The organism is Escherichia coli, from assembly GCF_036503815.1.
GTDB classification, from domain to species: Bacteria; Pseudomonadota; Gammaproteobacteria; order Enterobacterales; family Enterobacteriaceae; genus Escherichia; species Escherichia coli_F.
Genome location: NZ_AP027764.1, coordinates 300,595 through 323,376, shown reverse-complemented (window position 1 = coordinate 323,376; position 22,782 = coordinate 300,595). Strand labels below are relative to the sequence as shown.

The 22,782-nt window shown below is 48.3% G+C and carries 19 protein-coding genes; 3 read left to right on the top strand and 16 right to left on the bottom strand.

Annotated features, from left to right (window positions below; all coding sequences use genetic code 11):
* Position 1: 1 nt before the first annotated feature.
* From yhhJ to AABJ99_RS01410, 6 genes are all read right to left on the bottom strand, one after another.
* Positions 2–1,126 carry an ABC transporter permease gene (gene yhhJ, locus AABJ99_RS01435; protein WP_001216257.1) on the bottom strand — a complete coding sequence of 375 codons (1,125 nt, stop codon included), beginning with the start codon at positions 1,124–1,126 and terminating at the stop codon, positions 2–4.
* The gene (gene rbbA, locus AABJ99_RS01430; RefSeq protein ID WP_039020650.1) at positions 1,126–3,861 is read right to left on the bottom strand and encodes a ribosome-associated ATPase/putative transporter RbbA; all 2,736 of its coding nucleotides are present in this window, start codon (positions 3,859–3,861) and stop codon (positions 1,126–1,128) included. The genes yhhJ and rbbA overlap by 1 nt, the downstream gene beginning before the upstream one ends.
* Entirely contained in the window at positions 3,858–4,925 is a 1,068-nt protein-coding gene (yhiI, locus tag AABJ99_RS01425; RefSeq protein ID WP_000361505.1) for an HlyD family secretion protein, read from the bottom strand. Before yhiI ends, rbbA begins: the two co-directional genes overlap by 4 nt.
* Positions 4,926–4,996: 71 nt before the next feature.
* Positions 4,997–5,101: a hypothetical protein gene (gene yhiY, locus AABJ99_RS01420; protein ID WP_213054493.1), complete on the bottom strand. Its 105-nt coding sequence runs from the start codon at positions 5,099–5,101 to the stop codon at positions 4,997–4,999.
* Positions 5,102–5,290: 189 nt separating this feature from the next.
* Positions 5,291–6,913: a DUF4049 domain-containing protein gene (locus AABJ99_RS01415; RefSeq protein ID WP_039020651.1), complete on the bottom strand. Its 1,623-nt coding sequence runs from the start codon at positions 6,911–6,913 to the stop codon at positions 5,291–5,293.
* A 261-nt stretch (positions 6,914–7,174) separates the two neighbouring features.
* Positions 7,175–8,782 carry a DUF4049 domain-containing protein gene (locus tag AABJ99_RS01410; RefSeq protein WP_338387481.1) on the bottom strand — a complete coding sequence of 536 codons (1,608 nt, stop codon included), beginning with the start codon at positions 8,780–8,782 and terminating at the stop codon, positions 7,175–7,177.
* A gap of 382 nt (positions 8,783–9,164) precedes the next feature.
* On the opposite strand from AABJ99_RS01410, the gene yhiM reads away from it, so the two are divergent.
* Positions 9,165–10,217 (top strand): DUF2776 domain-containing protein, encoded by a 1,053-nt coding sequence (yhiM, locus tag AABJ99_RS01405; RefSeq protein ID WP_039020654.1) that lies wholly within the window; start codon positions 9,165–9,167, stop codon positions 10,215–10,217.
* 651 nt (positions 10,218–10,868) lie between these two features.
* Here the strand turns inward: yhiM and pcoE are convergent.
* The 7 genes from pcoE to pcoA all read right to left on the bottom strand — a co-directional run bounded on the left by pcoE (position 10,869) and on the right by pcoA (position 17,720).
* Positions 10,869–11,303 carry a copper resistance system metallochaperone PcoE gene (gene pcoE / locus AABJ99_RS01400; RefSeq protein WP_000723069.1) on the bottom strand — a complete coding sequence of 145 codons (435 nt, stop codon included), beginning with the start codon at positions 11,301–11,303 and terminating at the stop codon, positions 10,869–10,871.
* Positions 11,304–11,520: 217 nt separating this feature from the next.
* A complete protein-coding gene (gene pcoS / locus AABJ99_RS01395; RefSeq protein ID WP_001211180.1) occupies positions 11,521–12,921 on the bottom strand; it encodes a copper resistance membrane spanning protein PcoS in 1,401 nt (466 codons plus the stop codon).
* Positions 12,918–13,598 carry a copper response regulator transcription factor PcoR gene (pcoR, locus tag AABJ99_RS01390; protein ID WP_001188930.1) on the bottom strand — a complete coding sequence of 227 codons (681 nt, stop codon included), beginning with the start codon at positions 13,596–13,598 and terminating at the stop codon, positions 12,918–12,920. The genes pcoS and pcoR overlap by 4 nt, the downstream gene beginning before the upstream one ends.
* A 54-nt stretch (positions 13,599–13,652) precedes the next feature.
* Positions 13,653–14,531, bottom strand: coding sequence for a copper resistance inner membrane protein PcoD (gene pcoD / locus AABJ99_RS01385; RefSeq protein ID WP_229692861.1), 879 nt, complete (start codon positions 14,529–14,531; stop codon positions 13,653–13,655).
* Positions 14,532–14,586: 55 nt separating this feature from the next.
* Positions 14,587–14,967 (bottom strand): copper resistance system metallochaperone PcoC, encoded by a 381-nt coding sequence (pcoC, locus tag AABJ99_RS01380; RefSeq protein ID WP_020219105.1) that lies wholly within the window; start codon positions 14,965–14,967, stop codon positions 14,587–14,589.
* Positions 14,968–15,006: 39 nt separating this feature from the next.
* Complete coding sequence (gene pcoB, locus AABJ99_RS01375; RefSeq protein ID WP_001378118.1) at positions 15,007–15,897, bottom strand: copper resistance outer membrane transporter PcoB; 891 nt, start codon at positions 15,895–15,897, stop codon at positions 15,007–15,009.
* 5 nt (positions 15,898–15,902) lie between these two features.
* The gene (gene pcoA, locus AABJ99_RS01370; RefSeq protein WP_000925240.1) at positions 15,903–17,720 is read right to left on the bottom strand and encodes a multicopper oxidase PcoA; all 1,818 of its coding nucleotides are present in this window, start codon (positions 17,718–17,720) and stop codon (positions 15,903–15,905) included.
* A gap of 234 nt (positions 17,721–17,954) precedes the next feature.
* Here pcoA and AABJ99_RS01365 point away from each other — a divergent pair, with 234 nt between their 5' ends.
* Together AABJ99_RS01365 and AABJ99_RS01360 are read left to right on the top strand one after the other, a co-directional pair.
* Positions 17,955–18,404 carry a copper resistance protein gene (locus AABJ99_RS01365; RefSeq protein WP_001023257.1) on the top strand — a complete coding sequence of 150 codons (450 nt, stop codon included), beginning with the start codon at positions 17,955–17,957 and terminating at the stop codon, positions 18,402–18,404.
* Between the two features lie 288 nt (positions 18,405–18,692).
* Positions 18,693–19,430 carry a peptidoglycan DD-metalloendopeptidase family protein gene (locus tag AABJ99_RS01360; protein WP_000287501.1) on the top strand — a complete coding sequence of 246 codons (738 nt, stop codon included), beginning with the start codon at positions 18,693–18,695 and terminating at the stop codon, positions 19,428–19,430.
* Between the two features lie 33 nt (positions 19,431–19,463).
* On the opposite strand, the gene AABJ99_RS01355 is transcribed toward AABJ99_RS01360, so the two are convergent.
* From AABJ99_RS01355 to AABJ99_RS01345, 3 genes are all read right to left on the bottom strand, one after another.
* Positions 19,464–19,661: a DUF2933 domain-containing protein gene (locus AABJ99_RS01355; RefSeq protein WP_000843494.1), complete on the bottom strand. Its 198-nt coding sequence runs from the start codon at positions 19,659–19,661 to the stop codon at positions 19,464–19,466.
* Positions 19,662–19,701: 40 nt separating this feature from the next.
* Positions 19,702–22,179 (bottom strand): Ag(+)-translocating P-type ATPase SilP, encoded by a 2,478-nt coding sequence (gene silP / locus AABJ99_RS01350; RefSeq protein ID WP_338387480.1) that lies wholly within the window; start codon positions 22,177–22,179, stop codon positions 19,702–19,704.
* Positions 22,180–22,276: 97 nt separating this feature from the next.
* Positions 22,277–22,717, bottom strand: coding sequence for a DUF411 domain-containing protein (locus AABJ99_RS01345; protein WP_000758229.1), 441 nt, complete (start codon positions 22,715–22,717; stop codon positions 22,277–22,279).
* Positions 22,718–22,782 lie beyond the last annotated feature (65 nt).

The following is a 22,782-nucleotide window of genomic DNA, read 5'->3' as shown; positions in this document are numbered from 1 at the left end:
CTTACGCCATTGTCCCAATCGTCTTCCTGAATCGCAGCAGCGCGATGGTGAAAAACGCGCCGCCAATTGCCATCAACGTCAGGAACTGCGGCCAGACGATTTCGAATCCGGCACCCCGGTAGAGGATGGCCTGCGCGAGGCTGACAAAGTGTGTCGTCGGCATGGTCAGCATAATGTCCTGCACCATCTGCGGCATACTTTCGCGCGGCGTGGAGCCACCGGAAAGCATTTGCAGCGGCAGTAGCACCAGAATCACCAGCAGCCCCAGTTGCGGCATTGAACGCGCTATCGTCCCCATAAAAATGCCGATTGACGTGGTGGCAAACAGACTGAGCGCCACGCCAAGCATAAACAGCGGGATCGAGCCTTCTATCGGTACGCCCAGCACGCCTTTTACCATCAGCACCAGCGATAATCCCGATACCACCAGCACCACCAGCCCCATCGACCAGATCTTCGCCATCATGATCTCAAACGGCGTTATCGGCATCACCAGTAAGTGTTCCACCGTGCCGTGTTCACGCTCGCGGATCAGCGCCGATCCGGTCAACACAATCGCCAGCATGGTAATGTTGTTGATGATCGCCATCACCCCGCCAAACCATGCGGGATCGAGGTTCGGATTAAAGCGCATGCGGGTTTCCAGCGATACCAACGGTTCGCTGTTATCACGGTAACGCGCGACAAAGCTGTTCACTTCACCGTTGATAATATTCTGGATATAACCGTTGCCAGTGAATGCCTGGCTCATGCGCGTGGCATCGACGTTCACCTGAATATCCGGCTGGCGTCCTGCGAGGACATCACGCTGAAAATTAGGCGGAATATTTATCGCGAAGGTATAGCGCCCGGCGTCCAGCCCGGCATCCATCTCATCGGCGGTGATCATCTCCGGGGGCAAAAACCACGGGCGGTAGAAGCTGTTAACGATCCGGTTCGATAACTGCGATTGATCCATATCGGCAATAGCGATCGGTGCCAGGTTCAACGATCCTGGCGTGACGGTCGCTGACGAATACACCGACACCGTAAACGAGAAGACAATCAGCGTCAGCATCGCTTTATCACCGAGCAGACTGCGCAACTCTTTGATACCCAGATTAAAAATATTGCGTAAATGGCGCATCATCCCTCCTGTTTTTTGAGCAGCAGGATGCTTAAACCCATCACCAGCGGTATGGCTATCAGCAACGGGATAAAAAGTTGCCATAAATCCGTCAGATCAAGTGCCTTCGAGAACGTTCCGCGGGCGATAGTCAGAAAATGACTGGTCGGGTAAACCTCGCCGATCCAACGTCCTGGACCTTCCAGCGAAGCTACCGGATCGATCATCCCGGAAAACTGCGTCGCCGGAATCAACGTGATAATCGCCGTACCGAAAATGGCGGCAATCTGGCTTTTCATAAAAGTAGAGATCAGCAGCCCCATTCCGGTGGCAATGATGATATACAGCAGCGCCGCCAGGGTGAGCGTCAGGAAACTGCCTTTATGCGGTACGCCAAACACAAACACCGACAGGGCGCAGAGCAGGAAAAAGTTCAGCATTCCCAGCCCGATGTACGGTAGCTGTTTGCCAAGTAAAAATTCGCTGCGGGTGGTGGGGGTCACGTAAAGGTTGATAATCGACCCCAACTCTTTTTCCCGTACCACGCTAAGGGCGCTTAACATCGACGGAATCATCATCAGCAACAGTGGGATCACCGCTGGAACAATCGCTGGCAGGCTTTTTACGTCCGGGTTATAGCGATAGCGTGTCTCAATATTCATCAGCCCGCTTTGGCTCGCGGGCGTGGATTGCCGACTCGCCACATCCTGTAGCCAGCTCTGGTGCATGGCCTGCACGTAACCTTTTACCGTTTCGGCACGACTGGGCATCGCACCGTCGATCCAGACACCGAGTTCCACAGGCGTACCACGCGCGATATCGCGCCCGAAATTGGGTGGAATCTCAATCGCCACCGTGATATCGCCCGCACGCATCCGACGATCAAGCTCGTCATAACTGGTGAGCGGCGGCTGCTCGATAAAGTAACGGGAACCGGAGAGATTGAGCGTCCACGCCTGGCTACTGACGGTCTGGTCGCGATCAAGCACCGCAAAGCGCAGATTTTCCACATCCATACTGATGCCGTAACCCATTATCAGCATCAGGATCACCGTTCCCATCAGCGCCAGCGTCGAACGTACCGGATCGCGACGCAGTTCCAGTGCTTCGCGACGGCTGTAGCTAAACAGACGTCGCAGGCTAAATCCCTGACGCGGGACGTGGGTGGTGTCATGTACCACGGGCGGCGCTTCGGCTTCGTTGCTCTGCCCTGCCGCTTCCTGCAAATAGGCGATAAATGCCTCTTCCAGACTGGCGGATCCGCGTTTCTCAACCAGTTCCTGCGGTGTACCGCTGGCGAGCACTTTTCCGGTGTGCATCAGTGAGATGCGGTCGCAGCGTTCCGCTTCGTTCATAAAGTGGGTGGAGATGAAGATAGTCACTTTGTCCTGGCGCGAAAGATCGACCATCAACTGCCAGAACATATCCCTCGCCACCGGATCGACGCCAGAAGTAGGCTCATCGAGGATTAACATCTCCGGGCGATGAATCACCGCCACCGCCAGCGAAAGCCGCTGGCGAATGCCGAGCGGCAATGACTCCGGCAGAACATCTTCAACGTCGTTGAGCTTAAAACGCTCGCTCATTTCAGCCACTCGCGCGGGAATTTCCGCTTCCGGGATGTGAAACAAACGGGCATGTAACTCCAGGTTTTGCCGCACGGTGAGTTCGTTATAGAGCGAAAACGCCTGCGACATATAGCCCACCCGACGGCGAGTATCGATATCTTTTGGATCAACCGGTTGCCCGAACAGCCACGCCTCACCTTCGCTGGCAGGCAGCAGTCCGGTAAGCATTTTCATGGTGGTGGATTTACCGCAGCCGTTCGAACCGAGGAAGCCAAAAATCTCCCCGCGTGGAATGCGGAAATTGACGTGATCAACGGCAACGAAGGAACCAAAACGCATGGTCAGATCGCGCGCTTCGATGGCAATCTCTGCGTTTTCAGGTTGATACGGTGGGATCACTACCGCCTGATGCGCCTGCCGTTGTGCTTGCGGTAACAGATTTATAAATGCTTCTTCCAGCGTGGCGCTTTGCGTTTGCTGCCGCAGCTCTTCGGCGCTGCCAGTCGCCAGTACTTCTCCGGCATTCATCGCTACCAGCCAGTCGAAGCGTTCCGCTTCTTCCATATAGGCGGTGGCAACCAGCACGCTCATATTGCTCTGCCGCTGGCGAATGCTATCGATCAGATCCCAGAACTGGGCGCGAGAGAGCGGGTCAACCCCCGTTGTTGGCTCATCAAGAATCAACAATTCCGGGTCGTGGATTAACGCACAGCACAGCCCCAGTTTTTGCTTCATCCCGCCGGAGAGTTTACCTGCCGGACGATCGCGAAACGGTGCTAACCCGGTGCTGGTCAGCAGCTCATTAATTCGGACTTCCCGCTCCGCTTTGTCGTGACCGAACAGGCGGGCGAAAAAATCGACGTTTTCATACACCGACAAGGTGTGGTAGAGGTTTTTGCCCAGTCCCTGCGGCATCCAGGCAATGCGCGGGCAGACGTCACGGCGATGCCTCGGGTCGCGCATATCGCCGCCCAGCACGATCACGTTGCCCTGCTCAATGACGCGGGCACCGGAAATCAGTGACAACAAACTCGACTTCCCAACGCCGTCCGGGCCAATCAGCCCGACCATGCAGCGGGCCGGAATATCGAGAGTGATATTGTTCAGCGCAACGGTTTTTCCATAATGCTGGCTCACGCCCGCCAGTTGCGCGACAGGCGGGACGGGAACCAGTTCCAGATGCGTCATTGCGGCAACCTCACCGCAAGGTCGTCAGGCCACGGAAGTTCTTCGTTCACCCGCACCCACGCCACGCCCGGCAAACCGGTTTTGACATATTCCAGATGTTGCTGGAGTAATTCCGGTGGGATACGCGCTTTGACGCGGAACATCAGTTTCAGCCGCTCATCGCTGGTTTCGACGGTTTTTGGCGTGAACTGGGCGACGCTGGCGACAAAGCTGATGGACGCAGGAATACGCAGATCTGGCGCGGCATCGAGGATCAGTCGGGCTTCGCCGCCCAGTTTCAGCGTGCCCGCCTGTTCGGTTGGCAGGAAGAAGGTCATATAGACATCGCTGAGATCGACCATATTTAGCACCCGACCGCCTGCTGCCAGCACTTCGCCTGGCTCGGCAACCCGATACTGCACGCGTCCGTCACGCGGGGCTTTCAGTTCACTGTCATCGATATCTGCGGCAATGCGCCGCTCAGTGGCTTGTGCCGCTTCGACGCGGGTTTGCGCCTGAATGATATTGGTGCGTGCTGCTTCTATAGCCGCTTTAGAAGCCGATACCTGAGCTTTCGCCGATTCCAGCGCGGCTCGGGCGCTCTCGGCGGCGGCGCGATCGTCATCCAGCTGTTGCGCAGAAATAGCCCCCCGTTGGGCAAGCGAGCGGGAACGCGTATGACGTTTAGCCACGGAGTCCAGTTCTGCCTGGCGTTGATTAACCAGCGACTGTGCGGCGCGAGTTTCGCTTTGCCGTTGCTCCAGCAAAGCCTGCGCGGCGGCAACGGCGCTTTGTGCTTCTTTGATTTGCGCGATGGCTTCCAGTCGCTGTTCCTGCAACACGCGAGTATCCATCTTCGCCAGCACTTCGCCTTCGCGAACAAACTGGCCTTCTTTCACCAGAATGGTATCGATACGCCCGGCAATTTTGCTGGCGATATCCACTTCCGTCGCTTCAATGCGCCCATTGCTGACGGCAAAGCCTTCCGGCACACCTGCCGGGCGCAACAGCCACCACGCCACGACGGCAGCCACCGCCAGTAACCCGACAACCCACCACGCCAGATGGCGCTTACTCTTATCCATAATCGACCCGCCATAATCCCTGTAAGCAAACGACACGTGTTACAACTGCCGCCGAACGACGTTCAGCGGATTCATCCATCCGGGATAAGAAGGAAACGGCAAATACGACCAGCGCACAGAGCATTGAGCGCCAATGGGGAAGGCTTAGTGAAAACGGGTAGTAATGTTGTCATCATCAGCATTCCTGGCCGTAAATGAAACACGCATACTCATAAGTGTGATCTATAAAACTGGCTGATAAAACGGTATCCATCCTGTTGGATAGCGTTTCACGCCTGTTCAGTTGCAGGAACAGAGCATTCCTTTTTACGTTTTATCAACAGTCTCAACCAGATAGTAACATTAATATTCATGTTGTCTATGGTTCAAAGCTGTAACAGCGTGCGCCTTCTACTCAAAGGCATAAGTTCATTTCTGTTTTTTTCATGCTGGTAAGACGTCCAGGGAGCGGTTACCTCAGGCCCTGCACCAGGATTAATTTGGCAATTATGCATACTGTACATTCTTCCGGCATGTTTACTGTCACGGGCGTTCAGACCTAAAACAGCCCCCATTTCACCTATGAGTTCTCTTCCACCATTACCGTTATGTGCAACAACTTGATTTATACCTAACATTTGTGAGCATGCTAATAGTGCTTCAAGTTTGGGCCTGTAATCTGTCGAGATGGAAAAATAACGATTAAAAGATTGACAAGAGATGGCCCGGCTAATTTTAAATTTTTTACCATTAATGATGGCATTATGCTTCTTATTAATAATTGCCGCTAATTCGACCGGATCGAGAGCATTGGTCATTTCATCAATAGAGACTGTTATCGGACCTAAAATGTAACGTTCGCGTTGTATGTCGAAAGTTATCCCATGATGATTTGCCATTATTTTATATTTGGGGTCATAGAAACATACAGGATAATCTTTTATCCCAGCGTAGGTATCTTCATTAAGTGGTTTCATGCGCGTGAAGTTCTGCATATAGTTACCATTGCAATTTGTTTCATGATTTCCAGCTAATACATGAACATTTTCATTGATACTCATTATGCGTTTTAACAAATCGATGATAAATTGATCGCCACAGATATTACTAAACCGATCGCCGGTTTGGTCACCCAGAAACGTACATGGCGTCACTGCGCCTTTATTAATAACCAAATAAGGCTGAAGACTTTCTAAAACTATATCTCTTCTGTTCAGAATACTGATTATTGTATTAACATTAGTGTCAAGTTGCTCATTAAAGTTCTCCCTTAGCAATACGTTGAGAACTTCATCTTCTATATTAAGCAACTGACTAAGGAAATTTTCTCCTTCAGCCATAATACCCAAATGACCTGTTGCAGTAAGCGCATACAAAACGGCACCGACTGAGCCATCGGTATCACCGAAATAGGTCGGTCTGGTACTTGTAGGATCAACGGGTGAGCAATTTGAGAAATAGACTCTATTAGCAAAATGGGCCTTTATTACTGTTTCGAATTTAATATCAAATATATTGTATTGCGAAGTTTTCCAGTCCCAGAGGGGTTTGTACGACTCAGTAACTACAATATCATTCATATTACCATCTTCTGTCATGGCATTAAGAAAACAAACAATGCTGCGCCAATTTATTTCTATATTATCAAGAGGGCAACCGTAATTTTTTCCATTAATTGTCACAATAAACTGATAACTATTATTCCTGCGTAGGATATGAACACGCATGCCCGATAGCATACTATATTTTTCTGATTGATACGTCTGTATGGAAAATGAAATCTTGTCATCCTGAAAAGATTGTTGGAAACGTTCTATTTGCCAGTCATCTATTTTTTCCACAACTTCACCGAGCATTGTCCTGGCAATACTTGATATGTCATCATCTAAGCCATTTGCTATATACCCAAACAGTTCTTTAGTGAAGTTGGTAACATGATCTTGCATAATATCATTTGCGGGGATTGTCGTCGTACTGTCGTGAGTACCGGTCACAGCTCCAATTTTCATTTTTTACCTCATGCTATTCACTGCGAGGAATACGTAGTTAATATTTAATCTTATGACATACACCTCATGTTCGATGGAAAAACAATTATATTTTGCACAAATCATTCAGCCTTAAGGCATAATATGAAATTTCTTATCTCAAAGTAGACAAAATCCCTAGAGATTGTAGAGGCGTTATCAGAACATACCTCTACAATCGATTAAGAAAACCTATGAAATACTTTCAGGATTAATAAGACATACCACAGTATTCATGGAGTTTTAATGAGATTGAAAACAACTAAGCCCTGATGAATAAATTATTTTATTATTTTTATCACGTACTTCCTTCCGGGAATTTAGACCCATAATACCATTATCAAATTGTTGATTCTGATCTACCCCGAGCCCATGATGGCCATATTTTTGTCTAATGTATTTGCTGGGGTCTTCACATTTGAGTTTCTCTCCACATTTAAAGATATCTTCAGGTTTTGGTCTGAAATCAGTAGTGTTATTAAAATAATTGTCATATACAGGTGTGGATGCTATAGCATTGCTTCTAATTAGATGGATAAGACGATCATCCATGTGTTGTTTATGTTTTTTATTAAATATATTTGCTAATTCCTCAGGATCAATTGGGTCTTTCATCTGATTAAATGGAACCTGCAAAGCACCTAGACAATAACATTCATTTTCTTCATTTCTTATTATTCCGTGATGACTGGTTAAAACTTTCGTTTCTGAGTCATAATTACAAACATCGAGCGTTTTAATTAAATTATATGTATCACCGGAAGAGAGTTTATGATTTGCTAGTCGTGCACTATAGTTACCATTAAAATTGATTTCATGATTTCCAGCCAGAACGACGACATTTTTATTTATACGACTATCTTTATTACCCTCCATATTTCGCATAGAATTTAGCAAAGTAAGGATATATTTATCACCAAAAATAGTACTAAATCTATCGCCTGTATGATCCCCAAGAAAGATACAAGGGGTAATCGCATCGCCTTTTAAAAAAACATGTTGATGCAACTCATTCAAGATCATGTCTCTCGTATCTAATAAAGTAAAGAGTTTTTTCAATTTTTTATTTTCATATGCGAATGAAGCCATGTCTTCGTGTTTTAATAATTCACATAATAAACTCCACCCCTTTTCCCTGATGCCTATATGCCCTGAAACGAGCAATGCATAAAGTACAGCGCCCACTCTTCCATCTGTATCGCCAAAATAAGCCGTGTTGGGATTTTGTGGGTTAATTACACCACACTGTTTATAAAAATCTATTTTTGAAAACACAGAATTAACATAGCTAGCAAACTTATCCTTAGAAAACGTCTCTTTAGAGACATCCCAACGCCAGTCAGCTTTAAAATTACCGCTAAGAAGAGTAAAGAAATTTTCAGGTATGATAGAAAGCCCATTAACTTTATAAATTATGTCTGATTTATCTCCGGAGATATTAATAAAATAATAACCGTCCTTACGCTCAATCGTAACGGTAATGGGAGACGATAATTTTATCACATGGTTATTGTCTGGTATAATTGTAAAGATAAACGTGTCAGTAGTATTGTCGGCGAAACTATTATATTCTTGAATATCTATAGATGGCTCACTGTTGTAAAACCATATTTTTTCTATCTGAGGACTATGTTCAGTTACCTTCCAGCAGCCATGTTGCAGGAAATAGATGATATGCAGGCCAAAATCGTTATCTATTTGCGAATGTTTATCCAGATTATCAATTTCAACTATCTTTGAACGATGTTTTTTATCAACCTTGCCATGGTGTTGATGACTGTTAACTTTATCTGAATACTTATCTTGATGGTTTGAAGAGATGTGCTTAAATATATTGTGAAATACTTTCATAAATAACCCGTGATATTTTTAACTTGTTAGTAACAAAATAAATGACACATGTCTGAAAGACATATTTACGATGATACAAAGCAATAATACTTATATGTTCGATGATTTTAAGCACCGATACCATCCGGTCTTTTACCAAATAATGAAAAAGAATCCCTCCCTGGAAGATAATTGAAAAAAACAAGAGAATAAGAATTAATCTTAGGATAAATATTTATTTACCATGGCCTTTTGAACGCTGAAAAGTAGCGCTCTGCAAAGTAAACCCCGCTATAGTTATGCTATGCATTTGTCTTTAATGATATCTCGTCATTGTATTAACAGGCTGAAATTATCATTAATGCACATTTCAATATTAGCAGGGATACCTGAGGAGTTTAAAGTGAACATATATATCGGGTGGCTTTTCAAATTAATCCCTTTAATTATGGGCTTGATTTGTATCGCGTTAGGTGGCTTTGTGCTGGAAAGTTCAGGGCAAAGCGAATATTTCGTCGCGGGTCATGTGCTCATTTCTCTGGCAGCCATATGCCTGGCATTATTCACTACCGCATTTATTATCATTTCGCAGCTCACGCGCGGCGTTAATACGTTTTACAATACATTGTTCCCCATTATTGGCTATGCCGGGTCAATTATCACCATGATATGGGGTTGGGCACTGTTAGCAGGCAATGATGTGATGGCAGACGAGTTTGTCGCCGGTCATGTGATTTTCGGCGTTGGTATGATTGCCGCCTGTGTATCGACAGTGGCAGCGTCATCCGGTCACTTTCTGCTCATTCCCCAAAATGCATCGGGGAGCAAAAGCGACGGAACGCCGGTACAGGCTTATTCTTCATTAATCGGTAATTGCCTCATTGCCGTTCCCGTATTACTCACCCTGCTCGGTTTCATTTGGTCGATAACGCTGTTACGCAGTGCCGACATAACCCCACATTATGTCGCCGGTCACGTATTGCTTGGGTTAACCGCAATCTGTGCCTGTCTCATTGGCCTTGTAGCCACAATCGTCCATCAAACACGTAATACGTTCTCATCCAAAGAGCACTGGCTGTGGTGTTATTGGGTTATTTTTCTCGGCTCAATCACGGTGCTGCAGGGCATATACGTCTTAGTCAGTTCCGATGCAAGCGCTCGGCTGGCTCCCGGCATTATTCTCATTTGCCTCGGAATGATCTGTTACAGCATATTCTCAAAAGTCTGGCTACTGGCACTGGTCTGGAGACGTACCTGCTCGTTAGCCAACAGAATTCCGATGATTCCCGTCTTCACCTGCCTGTTTTGCCTTTTCCTGGCATCGTTTCTTGCGGAAATGGCGCAGACCGACATGGGATATTTTATTCCTTCGCGGGTTCTGGTCGGTTTGGGAGCGGTATGCTTTACGTTGTTCTCAATCGTTTCAATATTAGAAGCAGGTTCTGCTAAAAAATAATTGCAACGTACCGGATAAAACCAGCGTCGACCAATTGCGTAACGCTGGTTTTTCTTAGGTATCATGAAATAACTTAACATTGATGGTTAAGTATAAAAAAACAGTAAAGTTACTGTCTTTTTTCAACCTGTTCATATTTTATAAAGATCTGGACTTCGGTCGATTTTTAATCACCATTCCCCCACCTTATATTAAGCATGGAGGGATTCAGTTCACGGGCTTATTAGAAAATAATCACAAGATAGCCACTATCAAAATTAGCTCATTTTTAATGCGGCTCTAATAATTTTCATCTTTAGGTAATAGGTCAGGACGACTTCGCTGCAATTGTGTAGAGACATTAAAGTTGTATCCTTTAACCTGAAAAAGACTTTAAAGTTGTAAAGTTTTAAAAAAACACATACAAAACATGATGCTAAGTGTGTATCACACGCTGTTCCAACATTATGCCTTGATGTTCTTGCAGGAACTGCAATTTACAGGAGGAAAAAGGTGTTTTTGTAGTTATCTGGCGTTACGTGACAGTGTTGGTCAGATACTTCCACCTCTTCAGAGTTAAAGTTTGATATATGGGAAAAAAAACGCTCCCGGACGGGAGCGTAAGCCAGTGACTTCGGCGTCAAATGAGGGTCTAACAAGTGGAGCTGCGGGTTAATTCTGGGTGATCTGACTGCGATGCTTATCAGCCTGCTGCTGGTGAACAACGGAAGACTGACCATTATTCGCCTTCTCATGTACAGCTGCGGCCTTCTCATGCTCGCTCATTTCAGAAAATGACTTTGCTGTTTCGTTGGTAGCTCCGGGTTTAGCTTTCATCATTTTTTTATGCATTTCAGCCATGTCCTGGTGGGCAGCAGAATTGCTGTTTTGCATCATGTCATGGGACATTGCGGCCTGATCGTGACTGCTCATATCCATCATTGTCATGCTGTCTCCCTGAATTGCACTTTTTTCAGCAGATGACTGCATCTGGTGGGCAGGTGCCTGTGCATTATTTACCTGGTCATGCATGTTCATTGTCTCTGCAGCCATGGCAGATGAAGCGGCAGCCATAATGGCAACAAATGATACGAGAATCTTTTTCATGGTTGGGTCTCCGGTGTTTACATACCCAAACAATCAATGGCTTATAACAGAGAAAGCAGTTGATCTCAGGGCGGGTTAATCATCACTCCAGGAACCAGGTGATTGTGTTATCACGCTGCTCCTGATTTATGAATAATTATAAAAAACCGCCTCTGTTTATCGCGTGACTGAATGATGACAATTTTGTCACCTTCCAGGTTTCTCCTGAACAACGGGATTAATCCATTAACAGGCGCACTTTGAACACAATTTCACGCCCCTGCTGTTCTGCTGACAGCTCGCCGCCGTGAGCATGAATGATCGACCTTGTAATTGATAATCCCAGCCCCGCGCCTTCCGTGTTGTAGAACCTTGATGAGTCTGCGCGATAGAACCGGTCAAACAAACGTTCCAGATTAGCGGGAACCTGGCCGGACATCGTATTCGTAATCATCACGTTCACACAGTCACTGTCACGCTCAAGGTGTATCGCTGTACAGGTGTTATCGGGAGAATACTTGATTGCATTGGAAAGCAGGTTACTGAAAGCACGTCGGAGCATATCGCTGTCTCCGGCAACAACGCCCTCTCCTTCAACCGTGATTGTCTTTCCTGTTTCGTCTGCCAGGGGCTCGAACAACTCACGTAATTCATTCAGTTCGGCTGCCAGATCCACATCATGTTTATCCAGCCGCAGCAGACCATGCTCTGAACGTGCCAGAAAAAGCATGTCACTGGTCATTCGTGACAACCTTTTCAGTTCTTCCAGGTTAGCGAATAAAATTTCGCGGTAATGCGAAACATCCCTTTCCTTAGCCAGTGCAAACTGCGTCTGCATCATCAGATTACTGACTGGTGTGCGCAGCTCATGCGCGATGTCAGACGAGAAATCTGACAGTTTCCGGAATGCCCCCTCCAGGCGATCAAACATATTATTGAACTCCTGCATGGTCTCAGAGATTTCCGGCGGAGCCAGATCGGGATTTAGACGCTGATCCAGGCTGTGTACGGTCATGGAGGAAGCCAGACTGGTCATTTCCCGTAGCGGTTTCAGACCAATACGTGTGGTCAGCCAGCCCAGAAAAACAGAAATAAAGACCAGACCGATATTGAACCAGAACAGCCAGGTACTGAGTTTGTCCATAAACAGGGTGTGATACCCAGTATCCGTGGCAACCGTAATGATGACATGTTTGCTTTTACCCTGTTCCGGCGTCACGGCAACCCGCCGCGAGATACTGCGGTACACGGTGTTATTTTCTTCCGTCTGGATCATATAGTCGAGAATATCACCCGACTTATTAAGCAGGACCGCTGGAACAACAGAATTTTTGGCATAGAGTTCAACAATTTTTTCATTTTCCATGTTTTTTATAGAAATGAATAAGCCATTGTGCCCCACCATCGCATCGTTTATTTTTTCTGATAATGACTTAATATCCGTTTTGTTCCTGAACGTCTCTGTTTTAAGAAACTCTTCGGTGAGCTGAAGTTTACCTGTCAGAAAATCGCGGTCCTGATTATCGAAATAGCCATTAAGGGTGCTAATCAGGATAAAACTTGATAACCACCATACCGTAAGCATCACCGCAGAAAAAATCAGGCTCAGGCGTGTGGTCAGGGAAATTTTGAACCTCACTCTTCTCTGATCTCCAGGACATATCCGGCACCGCGAACGGTATGGATCAGTTTTGGCTCAAAGTCATCATCAATTTTACTTCTCAGACGTCTCACGGCGACATCAATCACATTCGTATCACTGTCAAAATTCATGTTCCAGACCAGGGACGAGATAAGACTCCTGGGTAACACTTCTCCGGTGCGTTGCAGCAGCAACTCAAGCAGAACGTATTCTTTACCGGTGAGATGGATCTTCTTCCCCGAACGGATCACGGTCCGGCGCACCATATCAACGGTCATATCGGCGATGGTGCAGACTGTTGCGGCCTGCGAGCGTGCCCGGCGCAGTAGGGTTCTTACACGTGCAACCAGCTCCGTAAAATCAAAGGGCTTAATCAGGTAGTCATCTGCGCCAAGCTCCAGTCCTTTCACTTTGTCCCGCACGTTGTCCTTTGCGGTTAAAAACAGGACCGGTTCTTCGTGCCCGGACTCCCTCAGTGCGCTGATGATTTGCCACCCGTCGAGGAAAGGCAGCATCACGTCCAGTATTATCAAATCATACTGTCCCTTCGACGCGGCCCCGAGACCATCGCGGCCATTATTAAAGAGATCGGCCTGATAGCCTTCCTCAACCAGTCCCTGCTGCAGGTAACGACCTGTTTTTTGTTCGTCTTCAACGATTAAAATACGCTGCATGGTCAACTCGCTGATATGAAAGTAAAAATCTCACGCATGAGCTTTGGCTGTCCCCTAGCTGACCTGAGACGGAGCAAGCATTCCGAGCCACGCTACGGCGCCCAGAATGATAATCGCAACAACGAATTCTGTCAGGATGCTGTTTCGCATCAGGGCAACGCTGCGATCATAATTCCCTTCCCTGACCATAACTTCAAGCCGGGGACCCAGGTGAAACCGGTTTGCTGCAGCCAGAAGAAGCATCAGAACAAACAGAGCCGTCTTGGCAAGCAATATCCTCCCCCAGGAACTGTTGAATAAGGGAGTTAAGTTACCCTCAGCAATATACAGATAGTTGACCAGCGCACTCAGGATCAGGGCTACAACAATCACCGTTCCTGCCGTGGCAAATTTTGCCAGGGAGTCAGATATCACAATGACGCTCTGTGCATTATGCTCGTTTCTGCGCATCAGCAGGATAGCAAATGCAACCAGAGCACCTGTCCAGGCACCTGCAGCGCCGAGATGGGTCAGATCGCTCAGTAAATGGAGATAGTAATGCAGACCGTCATGCATAACGGCGTGTCCTCCCCAGGCAAGTGTAGCCAGCGCCACGCCCCCACTCATCGTCATCAGCAGGCAGGACAATACTCTCTTATTAGTGTAAAGGAACAAAGCACCGAGTGTGGTAAACAGGGCACAGAGCCTGACAATCCAGCTAATACCCACATCAGTTTCTTCTATCACCATCTCGATAACATGGATGGATAATTCTCTGAGGTCAGTTACTCCACTCATGGCATTAGATACCAGGAGCATATTAATGCCAGTAAGAATGATGCCTGTAACAACAGCAAAAGTTATAAACGACCTGAAATTAGTCAGGTTATAGGTTTCATGTCTGACACCGCTTATTCCATATATCTGAAAAAATGGCAATCCAAATATTACCATCAAATCCAGATAAAGAAGAAAACGAATAACAATCATAATCAGGTCGTTCATAATATTACTTCACTGTAAAGGTGTAATTACCGGTAATAAGGTGCGTATCTGAAGAAACCGCGCGCCAGTCAACACGATAAGTGCCAGCGGGTAAAGGCTCTCGCGGAATAATGACCATCGATTTAGGGTCAGCGCCTGGCGCCACTTTTGCCGCGACCGGCATCGGAGAATGTGATGACATGCCTTTCATACCCGTCATCGTTAATTTTGCACCTGAGAATTTCACGGTCAGATTTTCCGAGAAATTAAGCTGAATCTTTTCCGGGGCCGCTACGGCTGAATCAGCCTGTGGCACAGAGCTTTTTAATTCCGGATGGGCCATAGCAGAGAAAGCAACGCCCATAACGAGGCCACCTGTAAGAATGGCTTTATTTAAAATCGACATTTTATTTACCTGTTTAGTTGAGTGTTTTATATCAGTGCGTTAAAACCAGATTCTGGCTCCCGCCAGGAATACTACCTGATGGTCTTTCTCACCTTCTCTTTTCGCCATATCGGATGTTTTCCCGTAAAGTTGATTCCAGGAAACGCCTATATAGGGTGCAAACTCACGGCGTATTTCATAGCGCAGCCGGAGCCCCAGCTCTGTGTCAGTCAGTCCCCTGCCGCGACCCCGCGATTCATCATCCTGACTGTAGAAATTCACCTCATAGGATGGCTGGAGTATGAGCCGGTTAGTCAGTAAAACGTCGTATTCTCCTCCCAGACGAAGGGCTGCTTTTCCGCCATTACTGACAAAACCCGTAATTTCAGACTCAAAATTATAGAGTGCCAGCCCCTGAAAACCGACAGCAGCCCAGGTCCGGGCAGAAGCAGGTCTGAAATCCTGCCTGACACCCGCAACCAAATCCCACCATGGGCCAACCGCATGTCCCCAGAGTAACTGCGCTTCAGCCGCCTCCGTTTCCCCATTGCTTCGTTCACCTTCACTCTTTAGCCAAATCCGATCTGTGTCGCCTCCAATCCAGCTGTTAACACTCCAGCTGAAATTGTTGGTGTTATCCGACCGTTGCCATTCCAGTTGATCCAGCAGAACCAGATAATTAATCGCACTGTCGTGAATCGCATGCCCCTGTAAATTGCCGAATGCAGCCTTCCGGTCGGCATCGGTAACAGGCGGAATTGGCGTTCTGCTCTCAGTTACAATGGGCTCCATTGACGTCATCTCAGTGAAATTCTCATCTGCTGGCATCTGCATGGCAGACATGTCGTGCCCGGCGTGGGGATCTGCAGAGACGGAGCCCGCCGCAATAGAAAGCTGTGAGGTAAACAAACCGGCGACCAGAACAGGTATGGCCTTCAAATTTCTCTTCATTCGCATCATTCCTCCACCCGGACTTCACGAAACATTCCCATTTCCATGTGATAGAGCAAATGGCAGTGATACGCCCAGCGGCCAAGCGCATCTGCTGTCACTCTGTAACTGCGTTTTGTACCAGGGGGAACATCTATTGTGTGTTTACGAACCATGAAATTACCGTTTTCATCTTCCAGATCGCTCCACATACCATGCAGGTGAATGGGGTGAGTCATCATGGTATCGTTGATCAGCGTGATCCTGAGCCGCTCACCGTATTTCAGCAGCACCGGTGCGGCATCTGAAAACTTGATTCCGTTAAATGACCAGGCAAACTTTTCCATGTGGCCGGTTAAATGCAGTTCTATGGTACGGCCAGGTTCACGTCCGTCAGGATCCTCAAAGCGGCTTTTCAAATCCGCGTACGTGAGAACCTTTCTTCCGTTATTTCGAAGACCAATACCCGGATCATTTAATTTCGGAGAGACGCTCATCGCCTGCATATCAACCAGTGGGTTATCCGTTTCTGACGCAGGATGACTTTGCATACCCGGCATTCCGGCCATCCGGGAATGATCCATACCGGCCATGCTGCTGTGATCCATGGGCGCGGAGGATGTCCCGCTATCCGGAAGGTCAGCACCGTCCATAGACATCATCTCTCCGCTGTTATCCATGCCTCCCATCTGGCTGTGGTCCATTCCTGCCATATCATGTCCCATTCCCCCCATACCCATATCTTCCATGGTCAACAGAGGACGGGGATCGAGGGGGGGAACGGCAGCACTTAACCCCTCTCTCGTGGCCAGTGTCCCTCGAGCGTAACCGGTCCTGTCCATGGATTGTGCGAAGATGGTATAGGCCTCACCCTGAGGCTCCACAATGACATCATAGGTTTCGGCAACGGCAATCCTGAATTCGTCAACGGTAACCGGGTTTACATACTGGCCATCTGCAGCCACGACCGTCATTTTCAGCCCGGGGATACGGATATCGAAATAGGTCATTGCCGAGCCGTTGATAAACCGTAAGCGTATCTTTTCACCGGGACGGAACAGTCCGGTCCAGTTTTTCAGCGGGGCCTGCCCGTTCATGAGATAGGTGTAGGTGTAGCCACTGACATCCGCGAGGTCAGTCGGATTCATTTTCATTTCAGCCCACATTTTCCGATCGGCAATGGTGGCTGACAGCCCCCTGGTATTCACGTCGCGGAAAAAAGAGCCAACGGTTGGTTTATTGAAATTGTAGTAATCCGACTGTTTTTTTAATTTTTTCAGCAGGCTGTGAGGATTTTCATCGGTCCAGTCAGACAACATGACCACATGCTCACGATCGTAAGTAAACGGTTCTGGCTCCCCGGCATCGATGATAATGGCACCGTATACCCCCTCCTGTTCCTGCAGACCGGAATGGCTGTGGTACCAGTAAGTCCCGTTCTGCTTAACCTTAAAGGTGTAAACGTAGGTATCATCAGGCTCTATGCCCATAAAACTCAGCCCCGGAACACCATCCATATTGGCCGGAAGAATAATGCCGTGCCAGTGAATGGACGTCTGTTCATTAAGACGGTTTTTGACCTTCAGGGTAATGGTGTCACCTTCTTTCCAGCGAAGAACGGGCCCCGGCAGGCCTCCATTGATTGTTTTGGCCTGACGCTCACTGCCCGTGATATTGACGGCCGTTTCACCAATGGTCAGGTCAAACTGAGTACCCTGCAGGGATGCGGCAACTGGCAGGCTCAGACTGGAACGCGCATTGAAACTCCATACGCCAAGACTTCCGGCTACGCCAGAGAGGGTTAACCCCTTCAGGAAAGTTCGTCGAGACGTTTTCAACAGCATGCGTATTCCCTTATTTAAAGTATGGTTACTGACAGAATTCGAGAACCGATTTAAATTAAATTACTGGTTCATCCACTTACAATAAAATGAATCTAGCACACCTTAAGAAACAAATTCATTACAATCGTGTAATGTACATAGCTGTATTACATTTACGTCATCTTCCCCACAGGTTGATTATTTTTATATATGATCATAAGGACATCTTTTATGTACCTCAGAAGGTAATTACACATGAATATATTAATCACGACCACTGCGTTTACAGCTTTATTTTGTGGGGCAGCTTTTGCTCAGTCCAGTGATATTGCCCATGAAGCACATCGATTTGTTAATAATGCCTCAGCCGTCAGTCATGTGAATTCCTCGACGCATGAAAACTTACCGGACAGGGTTAATAAAAACAACACGCCCTCATTCTCTGAAATGAATGAACATGAAAGGGCCATTGTTGCTCATTCATTTATGAACAACAGCGCGTCCTATGCGCATCAGAAAATGATTGAGGAACATAAAAAAATGCTGTCCGGCAGTGACGCAAATTCAAAGACCTCGTCTTCTTCTTTTAACGAACTGAATGCCGGAGAAAAAGCCGCTCTCGTGCATGAGCAGGTCAATAATGCCGGTGCGGAAGCACATCAGACGCAGGCAAGAAAGCTTCGCGGGCTGTATTCGACCAGGTAACTGCAGGCGGGTTAGTGCTTAGCGTCAGGTGCGCAGCAGGGCTTTACTGACGGGTTACGTAGCAGGACATGAGCCCCATATTGCTCTGCCGTAACCTGTTTCAGTCCCGTTAATCATCACCGTCGGGCTGGTCATACAGTTCCCAGAGCTTCAGGAGCAAACGGGAAACAAGATATGTTACAAAAATGACGACCATCAACGGTGCTCCCGATTAACTGACAGATGACACGCCTCCTGAAAACCCCTAGCATACGCCGCAGTGTTCATGCTAACGGCGAATTCCAGTAAATGTATTCTACCGATGTCGTAAAAGAAAATGCCTACCTTTCAGCCACCCGCTCGGGGCTGGAATCGAACGAGATCGCTACTCTTCAGCGCTCCTTGCCTTCCCGGTTTAATCTGCGGCATTTGAAAAAAAATGAATCATTAAAACTCGTACTGCAAAAGAAAGCGGGAAAATCACGTGTCGTGGCCTATAAATTTACGTCCGGTTCATTTAATTACACGGCGTATCGTATATCAGATAAAAAGTTCTATAACCTTTCCGATACTTCCGGGAAAGGCAGTCTCGATTATCCGTTACCGGCCACAGCAAGACTCAGTTCGCCTTTCAATCCTGCAAGACTTAACCCGGTATCGGGAAAAGTGAGTCCCCATAATGGCATTGATTATTCCATGCCCATGAACACGAAAATAGTCAGCGTCATCGACGGAAAAATCACCCGGGCCGAATACAACAGTACCATGGGATATTTTGTTGAAGTAACGGGAAAAGCCGGTGTTAAAACTCGCTATCTCCACCTCAATAAAATACTCGTTACTAAAGGGGCCAGGGTTACACGGGGAGGTGCTATTGCGTTATCCGGTAACAGCGGACGTTCATCCGGTCCTCATCTGCATTACGAGCTGGTCATCAATAACAACCCTGTTAACTCTCTGGCGTTCCGGGCAGCGGCACCCGCTGATAACAAACTCGAACAGCATGCCTTTGCGCATGCCAGAGACTACGAACGATACCTGGACTGATAACGGGACCGCGACGCGGCCCCGTCTGCCGGATTAATTTTTTTTATCGTTTTCACTTCCGTGATGTTGATGATCTCCATGCCCTCCGTGGCCGTGGAAAAGATGCATTAGCGGGCAGACCAGCAATAACAGATATGGCCAGTAACCTGCCACATGTGACCAGTGTTCGCGCAGGAGGGCAAATGCCGCGATCGCGGCGACAGCAATAAGCGCATAGGTGGTACTTTTCATACTGGACTCCTTCTGTTCGTAACTGACCCTTCACTCAGTGTTATTTCCCGAGCCTGACACTTTTCAGACGCAACGCATTCACAATGACGCTGACGGAGGAAAGAGCCATGGCCGCCGCCGCAATAACTGGCGACAGCAGTATTCCATACACAGGATAAAGCAGACCTGCAGCCACAGGCACGCCAAGTGCGTTGTAGATAAATGCAAAAAACAGATTCTGACGGATATTTTTCATGGTGATCTCTGACAGATGACGGGCCCTGTTCAGTATCATCAAGTCGCCTTTGAGAAGGGTGACTCCGGCACTTTCAATTGCCACATCTGTACCCGTTCCCATGGCTATTCCCACGTCAGCCGCTGCCAGCGCCGGGGCATCATTCACACCGTCTCCGGCCATCGCAACCACATGGCCAGACGCTTTCAGTCGGGTTATCACTGCTTTTTTGCCATCCGGCAGAATCCCGGCTTCAACCTCATCTATTCCCAGTTTCCGTGCGACTGCTTCAGCAGTAAGCTGGTTATCCCCGGTGAGCATAACAATGCGGATCCCCGCCTGACGCAAAGCTTTAAGCGCATCCGGCGTGGTTGCTTTCACGGGATCCGAGATAGCTATCAGGCCTGCAAGGTACCCATCTGTGGCCACATAGATAACGGTAGCGCCTTCCATCCGCAACTTATCCGCAACGGCCTTTTGATTATCAATAACGATACTGTTTTCCTGCATAGCCAGTTCATTACCAATAACAACCCGTTGACCTTCAACATCGCCTGAAACACCTTTCCCCGACGGAGCATTGAAATCACTGACTGCGGGTATCATGATCCCCCTGTGCTGGGCTGCCCGGACTACAGCCATACCCAGCGGATGCTGCGAGCCTTTTTCCACTGCGGCCGCTACACGTAAAAGAGATGCTTCCCCACCCGGATTGAGACTGATAATCCCTGTCACCGTAGGCGAACCTTCCGTGAGCGTGCCTGTTTTGTCGACAACCAGCGTGTCCACTTTTTCAAGACGCTCAAGGGCTTCGGCATTCCTGATTAACACCCCGGCCTGGGCTCCTTTGCCTACCCCCACCATTATCGACATCGGTGTGGCCAGCCCCAGTGCGCAGGGGCAGGCAATAATCAGGACCGACACAGCCGCAATCAGACCGTGCGCCATCCTGGGCTCGGGCCCCCAGACAGACCAGATCACGAAAGCAACAACCGCGATAAGTATCACCAGAGGAACAAACCAGCCTGAAACGCTGTCAGCCATTCTCTGGATGGGGGCACGCGAACGCTGTGCATCAGCGACCATCTGAACAATTCGTGAGAGCATCGTTTCATCACCGACTTTCTCTGCACGGATGATAAGACTCCCTGTCTGATTAATCGTCCCCCCAATGACAGGGTCATCCTTCGTTTTGGTAATCGGCATAGACTCCCCGGTCACCATCGATTCATCAACGGTTGTTTTGCCTTCGATCACGATACCGTCGACCGGAATACTCTCTCCAGGTCTGATGCGGAGCTTATCGCCAGGCAGGACATCTTCCGCATTAATATCCGTTTCATGACCGTCATGATCCAGCCGTCTGGCGGTTTTGGGGGCAAGGTTCAGAAGCGCAGTAATGGCGCCTGAGGTTTGTTCCCGTGCCCGCAGCTCAAGAACCTGTCCCAGCAGAACAAGCACCGTAATAACTGCTGCGGCTTCAAAATAAACGGCCACCAGGCCATCCATGTTTCTGAACGATGCAGGAAACCAGGAGGGGAAGACGGTTGCAATGACGCTGTAAACCCAGGCTACGCCGGTCCCCATTGCAACAAGGGTAAACATATTCAGGGAGCGGTTACGTAACGACATTCCGGCCCGGGCGAAGAATGGCCAGCCACACCACAACACGACAGGGGAGGCCAGAAGCAACTGCAGCCATGTGTTGTACTGTGGCGGTACTGTATTCCTCAAGTCGGGAAACAGATGAGATCCCATTTCGAGTACCAGAACCGGAAACGCCAGCAACAACCCCAGCCAGAAGCGTCTTGTCATGTCGTGAAGTTCATCACTCGGCCCCGTGGATGCCGTAGCTACGAGCGGCTCCAGTGCCATTCCACAGACAGGACAGCTTCCGGGACCACTGCGGCGTATCTCCGGGTGCATCGGACATGTCCACACACCTTCAGAATTCTCTTTTTCCGCCTGGTGGTGAGGCTGTTTTATCTGATCAGGGCTGACTTCGTGATGATCGTGGTGATGGTGATGGGAATGTTCACTGGCATCTTCGGTAAGATAACGATCGGGATGGGCTTTAAATTTACTCTCACAGCTGGCGGAGCAGAAATAAAGTTGATGGTCCTGGTATCGAATGCTGCTGTGCGCCCTGTCGGGCAGGATGGCCATCCCGCACACGGGATCTCTCACCTTATGCAATACGTGGCCCTCGTCCGGGGATAATGTCTGCTCAGAAGCAGTCTGGTTGTTGTGTTGCACTGCATTGTTATTTTTCACTGTAACTCTCCTTATGCATATCTGAAGCATTTTCTGTCTTCAGGGTATGTCATGGATGCGATTACCACGAATATCGCCGGCACAGGAGTGCCTGCTACCGGCGTCCCGTTATCAGCCGTTCCGCTGACTATTCGATTCGCTGGAAGACTTTTTTACTTCCATCCGGTGAGAATGCGATAACATCGTAAGCCTCTTTTCGGGCTCCCATCTCCATTCCAGGACTTCCTGCTGGCATACCGGGGGTGGCGAGACCGTATATACCCGAACCAGACTGCATTGCCTTATGTATCGTTGTCGCAGGCACATGGCCTTCAATGATCAAATTACCGGCAACCGCGGTATGACAACTTCGTAGTCCTGCAGGAATAGCATGCTTTTCTTTCTGGGCTGACAGCGCCTGATCATTCATGACGTGAGTTCGTACTTCGAACCCGTCTTTTTCCATCGCTTTGCCCCACAGGGAACAACAGCCACAGTTTTCAGATTTGTACATATCAATGACTTTTTCACTCGCCATCGCGGGTAGTGAAAGGCCGAGAGCCAGCGCCATTAGAACCACTTTTTTCATACTCACCTCTGTATATTATCGATATAAACCCTGACGTCAGGGTGAATCAGTAAAGAAGGACACCC